This is a genomic window from Leptobacterium meishanense, from assembly GCF_037645805.1.
Lineage (GTDB): Bacteria > Bacteroidota > Bacteroidia > Flavobacteriales > Flavobacteriaceae > Leptobacterium_A > Leptobacterium_A meishanense.
On record NZ_JBBEXE010000005.1, the window covers coordinates 70,167 to 85,268 of the forward strand.

A 15,102-nucleotide genomic window follows, 5' to 3' on the forward strand; every position below is an offset into this window, starting at 1 on the left:
AAAATCACATCCTTTTATCTTATTTCCTTTCAACTTTTATTCTAATTCTATTAAAAATTAGTAACTTTATGAGTCAATCAAATATATCGTGATATGGGGATAAAGAGTTTTCAAGGGGCCAGAGAGACTGTAAAAAAAGAATACAATGCGCCTATTTTAGTAGAAGATTATATGACAAAGGATTTGGTTGTTTTTTCTCCTGACCAATCTATCTTAGAAGTTATGGAACTTTTCATTAAACATAATATCTCAGGGGGACCGGTAGTAAATGAAAGGGGCGAACTAGTGGGAATTATCTCTGAGGCTGATTGTATGAAGCAAATTTCGGAAAGCCGCTATTTTAATATGCCTATTTTGGACAAAAGTGTAGAACGGTTTATGACCAAAAATGTAGAGACTATTCCACATGATATGAATATTTTTGACGCCGCTTCTGTTTTTTATAAAAATAAACGTCGGCGTTTACCTGTACTAGACACCGGAACCCTTGTTGGGCAGATAAGCCGAAAAGATATTGTTGTTGCTGCACTTAAATTGAGCAGTCAAAATTGGAAGGACTGATTACTTCTTTCTCACAAGCATATAAAAGTTTTTTTCTAAAGGCAAATATCCCAGGTCGTACACAAAATAGTAGGTGTTCCCAGTTTTGGTAGTATAAATGCTTGTGTGGTATTCAAAATTAAACCCTTTATCTATCAATTGTGCTTTTGTGGTTTTTGATTTTCCTTCTGGATTCAATTCAGTTAGTATGCGATAATTCTTTCGCAATCGATTATTTATGTTTCTAACCAAATTTGTAGTATCCCTGTTAATACTATTGTTATATGTGTTCCTACAATAATCTGAACAAAATTTTTTGTCAGATCTTCCTATTACTTTTTCGCCACATTCTAAGCATTTTCTTGTCATTTTACTATATCATTTATAAGTCAAGACTTCTACAAATGTACGAAATAAAACATTTTTAACTATTTGTAATCAACTACAATCGATCTTAAGCAAAAGCAACTATTTTTTTACCGAATACTTTTTGTTGAACACCGCACTTTTGTCCTGTCGATTCAAAAATGGAATCACTTCAAAAAATAGTATTAACTTTTAAAATCTATTCATTATGAACACATTAAGAAACAGCGTACAACTGATTGGAAACCTTGGAAACGATCCTGAAATAATCAACTTGGACAGTGGGAAAAAATTAGCCAAGTTTTCTATTGCCACTAATGAATCGTATAAAAATGCACAAGGCGAAATAGTAAAGGATACACAATGGCATAGTATAATTGCTTGGGGTAAAACTGCTTCGATTATTGAAAAATACCTTTCTAAAGGAAAAGAAGTGGCCATTGAAGGAAAATTACAATCCAGAAGCTATGAAGATAAAGAAGGTGTTAAAAGATCCGTTACTGAAATCAATTGCTTAGGTATTTTAATGCTCGGGAAATAATTCCTATCATGAAAAGCCGTCCATACTAAACAGAAAGTATAGACGGCTTTATAATTGTTTTACCAACCATATATTTTAACATTGTTGATAGATACTCGAGCATTCTGCACTTCGAATAGTATATTCCAATTATCATAATCACTGTCTAATGCTTTCACATTATCTAATATTCGAAATAACTTTTGATTGACAAAAATGAAAATTTTACCTTTTTGGTAATGCAATACCATTTTATTAATCCCATCAATATAATATTTCTCAGGCTTTCCTAAATGAACCGGATCATATACATGTCTGGTCTTTGCCTTCACATTGCCTGAATAATCAAACATAATTTTATCATACATTGGGGACCATGAACCATCATAATATTCTATATATTCTAACCCTAAGGCCAACATGGTTTTATCCGTTGTTTTTAACATTCTATACTCAATTACTATTTCAAAATCTTCATTAGGGTCAAAAGAAGTGTGATTAATATTAAACCTAGTTCCAAGCAAGTATGAATCATCTTCATGGAAATATTCTAAATAATATTTTCCGTTAGCTATTTTTTCATGTTCGCCTATATCCCAATCATTTGAATTGTTTTCAAAGTTTTCCTCCCAAATCAATTTCTTCTCACGTTGGTATGGCTGCGCCATTATACAATAAGAAACAAGCAGAAAAAAAGTTATCGCATTCATTCTTCTCATTCAGATAAAAGATTTTAGATTATATATGAGCATTATAAGTACTAAAGAAAAACCTGCAAGGCCAAAAAATACAGTCGAGACAACATGCTTTATTACATTCTCCCTTGTTGTAAAAATGAAAATCCCATAAAATATTAATAACATTAAATATGATACGGCAATTAGGTTTAGCTTGGAAAATCCTATAAAGCCCGGAATAGCAAACAAAAGTACCATTCCTATGCTCATACCATTTGAGAAAGAAGGAGCAGTTTTTTTTATTTTATTTTGACTGCTCAAACTATACAAAACAACAGGTATGCCGAAAACAAGCAAAACAACATAATAACTTATTCTTTGCATTGCCTCCGAAGAAGACAAAGGTCCCATATTAGAAACTATAATTGGCTCTAATAATAACATTAATGGAACCCATATAAAATTAAACAAAACAACAATTTTATGCTTCTTTAACATACAGCCATAAACTAAAAATTAATATTTATTTGCAACCCTTTATCATAAAATACATCTATACAATTCGCTAAAAGCATAATATTCAATACAAATATCACCAATAAACCCCATATTTTTTTTTGACCAGGGGTTTTCAGAAAAAAGACTACAGACAACAATGCTATAAAAGATATAGGATATAAAACTTCCATTGTAAACCCACCCTCATCAAAGAAGATCGATAACAAAGCATAAGCCCCCATGATTATCAAAATCCCGGATATAACAGTCAAATACTTTATTTTTTCATTCAAAATGAAATAGGCTATGGTGATTGAAAAAAACAATAATACCAATCCAGCAATACGAGAAATCATCGGTAAAAACACTTTGGTGTTTGTGTATAAAAAATATTCTAATAGAAGATATAGCACTATTGTTAATAGCGCATTTACGAGTGTGGTTTTTTTTAACAGCTTCATAAAGAGATCATTTTATTTAATACGTATAATGCTCTGCCCATTCTTGTAGTTTACCTTTTAGTTTTTCCTTTTTTGAAGAGGGTAGATCATTTTTCCGGGATAAATATGTCAGCATGTAATCTGGCAATTTCTGTTCCAATACAACATCTCCTTCCAATACGGGTAATATTGGCATATAGTTTCTTTTGCGGTAACTTTTAACTGCTTTTAAAACAGTTTTGTAGTTATCAAAAGTATTTAATGCCAACACAAACCCATACATGTTTACAATAGGATTATTATAGTCTAGCATATAAATTATATCTTGATGATTTACATTCATCTTCAATTTCTTATACAAAAGAATCGCATTTGGTGGTGAATCCAAATATTCTGTTCCGGGATCTGCAAATATTTCATTGCTCAATTCTTCTATTATTTTTTTTTGTGTTTCCTCCACCTGCCCATAAACAGTTGACACAAAAATGAACATACATAAAAGGTTACATAAGTTTCTAGTCATTTCCATTATTATTTACAGTTTATAAATATAGCATCTATAATCCGAATATATAATACCCTTTCAAATAATAAGCCAAACCATTAATTTTTAAAGTCTTCTTTGATTCTGTACAAATTTTAAAATAATTATCAATATTTTTGAGCCCTTTATTTTCATAACTATGAAGTCTCAGAAAGCCGACAATTCTCAAAAAAAACCCTTCAAAATTCCGGTAAATGGTGCATTAGGCTTATTGGCCTATGGTGATATTGGCCTCCGCGAATGGCGTAAAGTCCGTGACCAACATCGAAATAAAAAATCATGAAGAAAAAACCAAAAGTATTGCTGCTAGGATGGGATGGTGCCGATTGGAAAATAATAGGCCCTCTTATGGCAAAAGGCCAAATGCCTGCGCTTAAAAGAGTAATTGAAAGAGGTGTATATGGTAATATGGGCACTATGAACCCTCCTTATTCACCTATGCTATGGTCTTCTGTGGCTACCGGAAAAACCCCTGAAAAACATGGTGTTTTAGGGTTTATAGAGCTCTTGCCTAACATGAAAGGTATCCGGCCTGTAACTGTTCACTCACGAAAAGCAAAAGCTATTTGGAATATTCTGCACCACAAAGGTTATAAATCAAATTTGGTAGGCTGGTGGCCCAGTCATCCGGCAGAACCTATCAACGGTGTGGTTGTTTCTGATAAATTCCATACTATTGTAAATGACGGGGACACTAAAAAAGAGGATGCTGTCATAAAAGGGGCTGTATATCCTGAATCATTAACTGAAGTGCTCAAAGACCTCCGGATGTCGCCATTTGAAGTGACAGATGCACACATTTTACCTTTTATCCCTAAGGCAAGCCAAATAAACCAAAACGAAGACCGGCACTTAGTGTCTTTTGCTAAAGTACTTTCAGAAAACGTTTCTGTACACTGTGCTGCCACCAACCTGATGCGTACTACTGAATGGGATTTTATGGGAGTTTATTACAATGCTATTGACCATTTTTGCCATACTTTTATGAAATTTCATCCCCCAAGACTAAAAGCAATCCCTGAAAAATACTTTGAGATCTATAAAGATGTTGTTTCTAATGCATACCGTTTTCAAGATATGATGCTTGACCGCATGCTTGACCTGATCGATGATGATACTACTGTCATCATTATGTCTGACCATGGCTATGAATCAGGGCACAGACGTATCCTCAAAATGCCTAAATACCCCGCAGCACCTTCATTGGAACATCGGAATTTTGGCATTTTTGTGGCCAGTGGGCCTGAAATAAAACAAAAAGAAAAGGTATACGGTTTAAGTTTGATTGATATAGGCCCAACCATTCTACATATGTTTGGTTTACCCGTAGGTAAAGATATGGACGGAAATGTAGCACTTGATCTTTTTAAAGACCCTAAAAAGCCAACATACATAGATAGTTGGGAAAAAGTAGCAGGTGATTTTGGCCAGCATGACAGTCTTCATGACACTGATCAACTATCCGACCAGGAAGCTATGGAACAACTCATAGAACTTGGTTATATTGAACGCCCTGATGAAAAAATAGAAACTGCCATTTTAAAAACCAAATGTGACCTTAAGTTCAACTTAGCAAGGGTATATAGCGGCAAAAAAGAGTACGACAAAGCAAAACCCATTCTTTTAGAGCTCATCAAAGAACCGGAACCTATAGATACTATCCCTTACTATATGGAACTACTTTCTATTGCGCTGGACACCGAGGAATACGACGAAGCTGAAGCCTATTTAAACAAACTGAGAAGCTTGAACCCAGAGTTTGAAAAAAGAACGTATTTCTCAGAATCAAGGATTTTGTTAGGGAAAGGCCGTGTAAATGCTGCGCTAAAATTATTGGAAAAAGCGAAAGAGAACAAGCCGGGGGCCCAGGTATGGACCCAAGTAGGGAAAATATATTTGCAAACGGGTGATTTTAAAGATGCTAAAGAAGCATTTCAAAGGGCATTGGACTTTGAAATAGACAATGCCCGTGTACACCAATTGCTTGCTACAGCGTTAGTGCGTTTAGGTCATTATGAAGAAGCTGCTGAGCATGCCCTCACCAGTATTGAGCTGATTAAGTATTTTCCCGAAGCACATGCTATTTTAGGGGAGGCCCTTACGAAAATGGGCGACCTTGAGAATGCCAAAAAAGCCTATGAGATGGTGGCCAAACTACGCCCACGAAAAGATGCACGGACTGAAAAGGCCCTAGAAAACCTTGAAGAAAAAATAGCCATGCCTGCCGAATTACGGGACAAAACAACTTTTGCCTACCGAAAGGAGCAAATTGTGGTGGTATCAGGTCTGCCAAGGTCTGGGACTTCTTTAATGATGCAGATGTTAGATGCCGGAGGATTGGATATCTTAACCGACGAAAACCGAAAGGCTGACGAATCTAACCCGAAAGGCTATTACGAATACAACCCGGTAATGCGTATACATAAAGACAATAGCTGGCTGCACTTGGGAAAAGACAAGGCGGTAAAGATTGTAGCTCCCCTGCTACAGCACATAGACCCACAATACCGATACAAAGTAATCTTTATGAAGCGTGACCTTCACGAGATCATTAAATCCCAGCAAAAAATGGTAGGGAAAGACCCGGAAGCATTGCCCATGCGCTTATTGGAATCATATACCAAACTGCTAAGCATGGTAAATATATGGAAAGAAAAAGAACCCAGTGTAGAGTTGCTCTATGTAGATTACAAAGAAGTACTTTCCAATCCTTCTAAAGTACTGAGCAAGATAGCACAATTTATAGGAAAGGATCTAGATACTACTGCTATGCAGCAATGTATAGACCCTTCTTTGTACCGAAACCGAGTATAAGGCATCGATTATAGTTTACAACACCACTTTCTTCCGCAAGGTGGCATTGGTGTCTAAGTCGTTTAATTGTAGTATGTACACTCCCGAGGCTAACCCCCCCGCTTCTATAGCATACGTACTGCCTTCTATACTGCCTTCTAGCAAAGATTGCCCCGTCATAGAATAGAGTTGATACGAAGTGCTCCCCGGTAAATTGTGCAATGAGATTGTTTTGTTTAAGGACGCAATACGTATCGTGTTGCTTAAATTATCTTCTATGCCCAACGTCTGCTGGCCAGCATTAATGGCAGCCCCGGGGGTAGTATTATAAGCCCCTTCTACAACTGTCCAGCTTGTACTAAATGAATCCGGCTGCATATCATCATCTATAATTACTCGTATCCATCCATAATGAATACTCCCGGAAATATCAAAACGGACACCTATATAGGCATCTACATTATTAAAATTTCCTCTAAATGATGAATATGTTAATAGTGGTTCTGTAATTCCCGCAATAGCACGGGATGGGGCACCAGAATATTTCCATGATGTCACCGCAGAACTAATAGGATTTCCTGCAGAAAGTGCATATGCTCTTGCTTGAGAATCTCCTAAAACTTCATTGTTAGCATTTAAAGGCTTTAAGTACATAGCTGCTGAACTATAGAATTTTCCATTATGATCCAATCGAAAATCATTTATGCCATCAGTATTTAAATCAATTAAAAAATTATCGCTCTTCCCTCCAGTAACACTAAAAAAATCTTTATAAACTATTTGTCCATTAGCATCGGTAATCCCTGCCAGAGCAGCGGTCATAGCTCCGTAGGCAGAGAGTTGTTTCGTCAATTTTGAAGAAGTAGTTTTTTTCATGGGTTATAATTATTTTGGTTTAATTGACAAATATAAAAAAAACACCCATTATTATTTCAGGGTGTTTGTTCTTATAGGTATTTAAAATATTTTTTAGCAATCATGTTGTGCTACAACGCTACCTTTTTGCGTAAAGTAGCATTGGTATCTAAATCTGTTAATTGAAGAATATAGATGCCCGAAGCAAGGTTACTGCCTTCTATAGCATACGTACTGCCTTCTATACTGCCTTCTAGCAAAGATTGCCCCGTCATAGAATAGAGTTGATACGAAGTGCTCCCCGGTAAATTGTGCAATGAGATCGTCTTGTTTAAAGAGGCTATACGTACATTGGTAGCTAAATTGGTATCAACTCCTAAAGTGGTCTGACCGGCATTAATGGATGCCCCAGGAGTAGCATTATAAGCAAAATCCTTAATCGTCCAATCAGATAAGCTCACTACATTGGCCCGAATCCAACCATAATGAAAAGACCCTCCTATATTAAATCTGACACCCAAATATTTATCACCTGCTCCACCAAAATTTCCAATTCCAACACTATAAGATAAATCAAAGGGCTGTGTGTCTCTCCAACTTAATCCGCTAGAGATTACAGAAGCACCACTAAATGCTGTAGGGTAATCGGCTCCAACAGCTGCAAAACCGTCCCCAGCTTTTAAAATATTTATCCGTACCCTCTCACTTGTTCCAGGGAATCCTGTATTTTCTATTTCAAATTCACTCCCATCAGTATCTGCAGGGTTCATATCTATAAGAAGTGACCCCCCAGTACCTCTGGAGACATCAGGAATATCCGTATATACTATTTGCCCATTAGCATCGGTTATCCCTGCCAAGGCGACGGTCATAGCTCCGTAGGCAGAGAGTTGTTTCGTTAATTTTGAAGAAGTAGTTTTTTTCATGGGTTATAATTATTTTGGTTTTTGAACATGTAAAAATATGAAATATATATAACTATATAATCAACATCTTTTATCTAAATAAACAATATATTTAAAAATATCCGAAAATTCTTATATTTTAATAGTATTTTAATACTTTTGTGGTGTTATTATTCATTATAGTTGGTTTAAAAGCTAGCCGGTGAATACCTACCCCCAACAGCCCGCAATTTTTCTTATGGAGCGGTGGTCTTTACATGCCTTTTTCAGACATACTCCTGAGTGTCTCAAAATGTTCACGGTAGTTATAATTTTTAAAACTTTTTAATGATGAAAAATTTATTAAACCTTAAAAAAGTTCAAGTGCTTAGCAATACTGAACAAAAGCTTATTTATGGCGGAAAGGTTTCTTCTCTTTCCTATATAGAAAATGATGGGAAGTACAACCCTAATGACCCTAGTTGCCCTTGATGTAGCCTTATTTTTAACTGAAAGAAGTTATCCTAAGAATAGGTTTGAGGGCAACTTCTTATCATAAAGCTTAAAACAACTATATTTTTGAAACAATTTCCTTTTTACAGACAAACCGAATCTAAGGACTGTGGGCCTACCTGTATTAAGATCATTGCCAAGCATTATGGCAAAATTATTAATACACAACAGCTACGGCTGCTTAGCGAAACCACCCGGCAAGGGAGTAGCCTGCTAGGCCTTAGCGAAGCTGTAGAAAAAATAGGACTTCGGTCTCTGGGAGTAAAACTGTCATACAGTAAACTCAAAGAAGCACCCCTTCCTTGTATTGTCCACTGGAATAAAAACCATTATGTAGTACTCTACAAGATTAAAAAAAATGTAGTTTATATTTCAGACCCTGCACATGGGCTTATCACATATCGTAAAAACGAATTTATAAGCCATTGGATAGGGAATAATGCCCATGAGGAGACTGAAGAGGGCATTGCACTCTTAATTGAGCCCACCCCTCTTTTTTATAAAGAAGAATTCGAAGAAGACCAACCTTTTGGGTTTGGGTTTATTTTAAAATATTTATATAAATACAAAAAATTTGTTGTTCAGTTGGCCATTGGCCTCTTAGCAGGGAGCTTGTTGCAATTAATCCTTCCTTTTCTAACACAGAGTGTGGTAGATGTAGGGATTAAGAATCAGGATCTCAACTTTATATACCTTATTCTTTTTGCCCAACTTTTTTTATTCATAGGAAAGGCGTCTTTGGACATTATTAGAAGCTGGATATTGCTGCATCTTAGTTCAAGGATAAATATTTCATTGGTTTCCGACTTTTTTATCAAACTGATGAAGCTTCCTATTTCTTTTTTTGATGTACGCATGACCGGTGACCTACTACAGCGAATCAACGACCATAAGCGTGTGGAACGTATCTTGACCACGTCCTCGTTAAATATTTTGTTCTCTTTTATCAACCTTATCATTTTTAGTATTGTACTTGCATACTATAGCTTACAAATATTTGGGGTTTTTATCATTGGAAGCCTCTTGTACTTTATTTGGGTATTGTTCTTTTTTAAGAAACGGAAAGAGCTAGATTATAAACGATTTTCCCAAATAAGTGATGAGCAAAGTAAGGTAATTGAGCTCATAAACGGCATGCAGGAAATCAAACTTCACAATGCAGAGCGCCGCATGCGTTGGGGCTGGGAGTTCCTGCAAGCCCGGTTGTTCAAAATAGCCACTAAAAGCCTTGCATTGGAACAGACACAAAGTGTAGGATCTAATTTTATTAATGAACTAAAAAATATGTTCATCACTATTCTCTCTGCTAAGTTGGTTATTGATGGTGATATTACCTTGGGGATGATGTTGGCCGTTACCTATATTGTTGGGCAATTAAACGCCCCTATTGTACAGCTTATCAATTTTATGCGCGATGTGCAGGATGCTAAAATATCTTTAGATAGGCTGGGTGAAATCCATGATAAGGATGATGAAGAAGACGACAAAGAGGAACACATAAAAAGCATCCCCGAAGATGCCACTATCCAACTTAAAAAGGTCTCTTTCCGTTATGTAGGGGGTATAGAGCCGGTCATTAAAAACCTATCCCTTGTTATCCCTGCTAACAAAACTATTGCTATTGTAGGGGTAAGTGGTAGCGGAAAAACTACTTTAATGAAATTATTGCTCCGTTTTTATGAAGTGGAAAGCGGTGAGATCCTCATCAATAATTTTAACCTCAACAACATTTCACAAAAGGTATGGCGAGACTATTGTGGTGTTGTTATGCAAGAAGGCTATATTTTTAATGATACTATTGCCAACAACATTGCTGTAGGGGTTGATTATATAGATAAAGAAAAGTTAAACCATGCTATTGAAGTTGCCAATATTTCAAGTTATATAGATGGCCTTCCATTAGGTTATAATACCAAGATAGGCAACGAAGGTTCCGGATTGAGCACCGGACAAAAACAACGGTTGCTCATTGCTCGTGCTGTTTATAAAAACCCAAAGTTTTTGTTTTTTGATGAAGCCACTTCTTCACTGGATGCCAATAATGAAAAAGTGATCATGGAAAACCTGAATACTTTTTTCAAGGATAAAACAGCAGTTATCATTGCACACAGATTGAGTACTGTTAAAAATGCACATCAGATCATTGTATTGGACCAAGGAAAAATTGTAGAGCAAGGAAACCACCATGAGCTAATAAAACAAAAAGGACAGTATTATCATCTAGTTAAAAACCAATTGGAATTAGGAAATTAAATATGCCAAGAACAAATAGCGATATAGAAATCCGCAGCGAAGAAGTCCAAGAGATATTAAACGCAGTCCCTAGTTGGATGATCCGATGGGGAAATACCATTATATTCATTTTTATATTTATCGTATTGGCCATATCCTGGTTTATCAAATATCCGGACATCATTCCTTCTGAGGCGATGATTACCACGCAGGAGCCACCACAAAAAGAATATGCAAAAACAACAGGAAAAATAGACACACTACTAGTTACCGATGGTCAAAAAGTAAAAGAAGGTACGCCTTTAGCAATTATAGAAAATACTGCCAACTATACTAGTGTGTTTTTACTAAAATCTATTATAGATACTATCGTTATCAATAATGATGCTTTTGAGTTTCCTTTGGAAAAACTTCCGGTGTTATTTTTAGGGGAAATAGAGTCGGATTATGCACTTTTTGAGAACAGTTATTTGCAATATCAGCTGAACAAACAGTTACAGCCCTTCTCTAATGAAGCACTGGCCAACAGGATATCATTATCAGAATTAAATACCCGATTGCAGACCTTGCAGGCACAACGCCGCATCAATGAATCTGAACTAAAATTCCAGAAAAATGATTTAGAACGTCACAAAGAGCTCCATGAAAAAGGAGTAATTTCTATGCAAGAGTACGAGGCTAAACAACTCTCATACCTGCAAGCTGAGCGAAATTTTGCTAACATTGATGCCTCTATTTCTCAGTTGAGAGATGCCATTAACAATGCCAACAAAACTTCTACAAGTACCACTATCAATAAAACAAAGGAAGAGATCAGCCTGTTAAAAAATGTTATTCAATCTTTTAACCAATTAAAGCGAGCCGTTAGAGATTGGGAATTGCGCTATGTGCTTTCTTCGGATATTGATGGGACTGTGTCCTTTCTCAATATCTGGAATGAAAATCAGCGAGTTTCTCAGGGGGACCTGGTTTTTACCATTATTCCGGAAACCAATGCTGCTTATATCGCTAAATTACGTTCCCCTTCTCAAAATTCAGGAAAAATAAAAATAGGGCAAACAGTCAACATCAAATTGGAAAATTATCCGGATGCTGAATTTGGAACTTTAAAAGGTATGGTAAAGAACATTTCTCTAGTCCCGGACAAAGAAGGGTTTTATTTAATTGATGTTTCATTGCCTGAGAAGCTTATAACTTCCTACAACAAAGAAATTGCTTTTAAACAAGAAATGCGGGGGGCTGCAGAAATTATCACTGAAGACCTCCGGTTGATAGAGCGCTTGTTTTACCAGTTCAAAGAAATTTTTAAACGTTAGCTTATCGGGATACCATTTTTTACAGTTGTATCATCTGGGTTTACAAAAACCAATTTGCCGTCGGCATTTTCTGTCATGAGAATCATTCCTTGGCTTTCTACCCCCCGTAACACCCTTGGGGCTAAGTTGATTAATACGGTTACTTTTTTACCGACAACCTCTTCAGGGGTAAAGCTTTCTGCTATCCCGGAAACAATAGTCCGAATATCGATTCCTGTATCCACTTTTAACACTAATAATTTTTTCGCCTTGGGCATTTTTTCAGCTTCCAAAATAGTCCCCACGCGCACATCTAATTTTGAAAAATCTTCAAAAGTAATGGTTTCTTTTTGTGAGACTATTGCTTTGCTTTCAGCTTCATTGTTCTTTTTTGTCGCTTCTAGTTTATCCAATTGTTTCTGAATTTCGGTATCCTCTATCTTTTCAAAAAGCAATTCAGGTTTGCCTATTTGATGGCCAGAGGGCAGTAAAGTTTCTTTTGATGTGATCTTTTCCCAAGGCATCTCTACCTCGCTAGGTGTAAGACGGAGTATTTTTTTTAGCTTTTGGGAAGTAAACGGCAAAAAAGGCTCACTTAGTACAGCCAATGCTGTTGCGATTTGCAATGCTACATACATAATAGTTTTTACACGTCCCTCATCAGTTTTTATGAGTTTCCAGGGCTCTTCATCAGCCAAATATTTATTGCCTAATCGTGCTAAATTCATTAATTCCTGGCTTGCTTCTCTAAACCGGTACCGTTCTATAGAAGAAGCTATCTTTTCCGGATATGTTCTTAACTCAGTAAGGGTTTCTGAATCCGTCTCTAAAAATGTGTTTGGTATAGGTGTTACGCCATCATAATATTTATCAGTAAGCACCACTACTCTATTGATAAAATTTCCAAAGATGGCGACCAATTCATTATTATTTCGTGCCTGAAAATCTTTCCAGGTAAAATCATTGTCTTTGCTTTCAGGTGCATTGGCTGTTAATACATAACGTAATACATCTTGTTTTCCGGGGAAATCTTCCAAATATTCATGCAGCCATACCGCCCAATTCTTAGAGGTAGATAATTTATTCCCTTCCAGGTTTAAAAACTCATTTGCCGGGACATTTTCGGGCAAAATATAGCTCCCTTCAGCTTTTAACATTACGGGAAAGATGATGCAATGAAATACAATATTATCTTTCCCGATAAAGTGCACTAGCTTGGTGTTCTTATCTTTCCAGTAAGGCTCCCATTGTTTTTTTTCACGGACAGCCCATTCTTTGGTAGATGAGATATATCCAATAGGTGCATCAAACCATACATAGAGTACTTTACCCTCAGCACCATTTATGGGCACAGGAATCCCCCAGTCTAAATCGCGCGTTACTGCACGAGGTTTCAATCCATCATCAATCCAACTTTTTACCTGTCCATATACATTGGGTTTCCAGTCATTTTTATGTCCTTCAAGGATCCACTCTTTCAAAAATCCTTCGTATTGATCTAATGGTAAAAACCAATGTTTGGTTTGTTTTAAGATAGGTTTACTCCCTGTAATAACAGATTTCGGATTAATAAGATCCGTAGCATTTAAGGAGCTCCCACAGTTTTCACACTGATCGCCATAGGCTTCCTCATGGCCACATTTCGGGCAGGTTCCTGTCACAAAACGATCGGCTAAAAATTGCTGTGCTTGTTCATCATACAGTTGCTCTGTAATTTCTTCTAAAAACTTGCCATCCTCATATAATTTTTTAAAAAACCCCGAAGCCGTTTCGTGATGTATCGTTGCTGATGTGCGTGAATAATTATCAAACGTAATTCCAAAATCTTCAAAGGATTTTTTGATAATCGTATGGTATTTATCAATGATCTCCTGTGGCGATACGCCTTCTTTTTTGGCCCGCATCGGAATGGCCACACCATGCTCATCGCTTCCACAAATAAAAGCGACATCGTTTCCTGTAAGCCGTAAATAACGTGCATAAATATCAGCAGGCACATATACGCCTGCCAAATGGCCAATATGAATGGGCCCATTGGTATAAGGCAATGCTGCAGTAATGGTATATCTTTCAGGAGGTTTTGACATTGTCGTGAATGTTAAAAGCCACAAAAATACAGAATTTTGCAGCTTTTAGGTTTATCTTAGTTAGAAAGATGTTTTTTTAATTTTTAGTACATCCTCCACACCATTTTGCTGTCATTTTGTAATTGCAATTCTAATTGAATAACATATGGTGCTTTCTCAGAAAGCCAAAAGATAAGTCCGGTATTGGTAAGCACCTTCCAAGTATTCATTTGCTTCCCATTATCAGTAGTCACCTTCTCTCTATCTACTACCTCCATTTCTAACCAATAGGTCTCTTCAGGGCTTTGAGGAGTATATACAGGCACTGCGGCTGTCCATCCTTTTTTCATAGGGGCTCCTGATAATAAAATTCCATATAGCGACCAATCATACAACGCTTGGTCAAATGTATGTGTTTTGCTTACTGCTTCTTCATTGGGTTGTTTTATGGATGTAGCTACTTCATTTTCGTTGAACGAAATATAGGTATGACTCCCATTCATTCGCAGTTGGGCACTTTTTAGCGGGTGCATAGCTTCCCGTTCAAAAAGATTGGTCCATATTTCCTGCAATTCCATCTCAGGGCTGTACAGTTCTTGTGTCCTGCTCATATAGGTTTTTCCATTCAATTCGATAGCCTGCATATAATCAGTCCAAACTCGTTGGAATGTTTCATTTCCATCTTTATCAACTATATATACTTTCCATTTATTGGAATATGGCCGAAGGTGGTCGCCCCATAAAATATGATCATGTGGTGTTATTTTTCCATAGGTTTTATCAGGCGATGTTTGGCCATACACATTGGCGACCCCCAATAATAATGTAAATAGAAAAAGTATACTTTTTTGTGTTTTTTTTAATCGTAAAATTGTCATA

The 15,102-nt window shown here is 36.5% G+C and carries 16 protein-coding genes; 7 read left to right on the top strand and 9 right to left on the bottom strand.

The features are described 5' to 3' along the window. Nucleotides 1-93: 93 nt before the first annotated feature. A complete protein-coding gene (locus WBG21_RS06145; RefSeq protein ID WP_340075873.1) occupies nt 94-561 on the top strand; it encodes a CBS domain-containing protein in 468 nt (155 codons plus the stop codon). Here WBG21_RS06145 and WBG21_RS06150 read toward each other — a convergent pair whose 3' ends face one another. After that, the gene (locus WBG21_RS06150; RefSeq protein WP_340075875.1) at nt 562-909 is read right to left on the bottom strand and encodes a hypothetical protein; all 348 of its coding nucleotides are present in this window, start codon (nt 907-909) and stop codon (nt 562-564) included. Nucleotides 910-1,114: 205 nt separating this feature from the next. Here WBG21_RS06150 and WBG21_RS06155 point away from each other — a divergent pair, with 205 nt between their 5' ends. Further along, complete coding sequence (locus WBG21_RS06155; RefSeq protein WP_340075877.1) at nt 1,115-1,447, top strand: single-stranded DNA-binding protein; 333 nt, start codon at nt 1,115-1,117, stop codon at nt 1,445-1,447. A gap of 59 nt (nt 1,448-1,506) precedes the next feature. Here WBG21_RS06155 and WBG21_RS06160 read toward each other — a convergent pair whose 3' ends face one another. The 4 genes from WBG21_RS06160 to WBG21_RS06175 form a co-directional block, all read right to left on the bottom strand. Next, nucleotides 1,507-2,094, bottom strand: coding sequence for a hypothetical protein (locus WBG21_RS06160; RefSeq protein WP_340075879.1), 588 nt, complete (start codon nt 2,092-2,094; stop codon nt 1,507-1,509). Between the two features lie 51 nt (nt 2,095-2,145). Next, nucleotides 2,146-2,547: a hypothetical protein gene (locus tag WBG21_RS06165; RefSeq protein WP_340075881.1), complete on the bottom strand. Its 402-nt coding sequence runs from the start codon at nt 2,545-2,547 to the stop codon at nt 2,146-2,148. Between the two features lie 65 nt (nt 2,548-2,612). Next, complete coding sequence (locus WBG21_RS06170; RefSeq protein WP_340075883.1) at nt 2,613-3,062, bottom strand: hypothetical protein; 450 nt, start codon at nt 3,060-3,062, stop codon at nt 2,613-2,615. A gap of 16 nt (nt 3,063-3,078) precedes the next feature. Next, a complete protein-coding gene (locus WBG21_RS06175; protein WP_340075885.1) occupies nt 3,079-3,564 on the bottom strand; it encodes a hypothetical protein in 486 nt (161 codons plus the stop codon). A gap of 160 nt (nt 3,565-3,724) precedes the next feature. On the opposite strand from WBG21_RS06175, the gene WBG21_RS06180 reads away from it, so the two are divergent. Continuing rightward, complete coding sequence (locus WBG21_RS06180) at nt 3,725-3,868, top strand: hypothetical protein (protein WP_340075887.1); 144 nt, start codon at nt 3,725-3,727, stop codon at nt 3,866-3,868. Then, nucleotides 3,865-6,399: an alkaline phosphatase family protein gene (locus WBG21_RS06185; protein WP_340075889.1), complete on the top strand. Its 2,535-nt coding sequence runs from the start codon at nt 3,865-3,867 to the stop codon at nt 6,397-6,399. The genes WBG21_RS06180 and WBG21_RS06185 overlap by 4 nt, the downstream gene beginning before the upstream one ends. Nucleotides 6,400-6,414: 15 nt before the next feature. Here the strand turns inward: WBG21_RS06185 and WBG21_RS06190 are convergent, their stop codons facing one another. Both WBG21_RS06190 and WBG21_RS06195 read right to left on the bottom strand, forming a co-directional pair. Then, nucleotides 6,415-7,254 (bottom strand): T9SS type A sorting domain-containing protein, encoded by an 840-nt coding sequence (locus tag WBG21_RS06190; RefSeq protein WP_340075891.1) that lies wholly within the window; start codon nt 7,252-7,254, stop codon nt 6,415-6,417. 110 nt (nt 7,255-7,364) lie between these two features. Beyond that, nucleotides 7,365-8,159 (bottom strand): T9SS type A sorting domain-containing protein, encoded by a 795-nt coding sequence (locus WBG21_RS06195; RefSeq protein WP_340075893.1) that lies wholly within the window; start codon nt 8,157-8,159, stop codon nt 7,365-7,367. A gap of 306 nt (nt 8,160-8,465) precedes the next feature. Between WBG21_RS06195 and WBG21_RS06200 the strand changes: the two genes are divergently transcribed. The 3 genes from WBG21_RS06200 (at nt 8,466) to WBG21_RS06210 (ending at nt 12,178) form a co-directional block, all read left to right on the top strand. After that, nucleotides 8,466-8,609 (top strand): hypothetical protein, encoded by a 144-nt coding sequence (locus WBG21_RS06200; protein WP_340075895.1) that lies wholly within the window; start codon nt 8,466-8,468, stop codon nt 8,607-8,609. 87 nt (nt 8,610-8,696) lie between these two features. Next, complete coding sequence (locus WBG21_RS06205) at nt 8,697-10,883, top strand: peptidase domain-containing ABC transporter (RefSeq protein ID WP_340075897.1); 2,187 nt, start codon at nt 8,697-8,699, stop codon at nt 10,881-10,883. Nucleotides 10,884-10,885: 2 nt separating this feature from the next. Further along, entirely contained in the window at nt 10,886-12,178 is a 1,293-nt protein-coding gene (locus WBG21_RS06210) for an HlyD family secretion protein (RefSeq protein WP_340075899.1), read from the top strand. Here the strand turns inward: WBG21_RS06210 and metG are convergent. Both metG and WBG21_RS06220 read right to left on the bottom strand, forming a co-directional pair. Continuing rightward, complete coding sequence (gene metG / locus WBG21_RS06215) at nt 12,175-14,244, bottom strand: methionine--tRNA ligase (RefSeq protein WP_340075901.1); 2,070 nt, start codon at nt 14,242-14,244, stop codon at nt 12,175-12,177. The two genes, WBG21_RS06210 and metG, sit on opposite strands and share 4 nt — an antisense overlap. A gap of 83 nt (nt 14,245-14,327) precedes the next feature. Next, nucleotides 14,328-15,101, bottom strand: coding sequence for a DUF3108 domain-containing protein (locus WBG21_RS06220; RefSeq protein WP_340075904.1), 774 nt, complete (start codon nt 15,099-15,101; stop codon nt 14,328-14,330). Nucleotide 15,102: the final 1 nt, after the last annotated feature.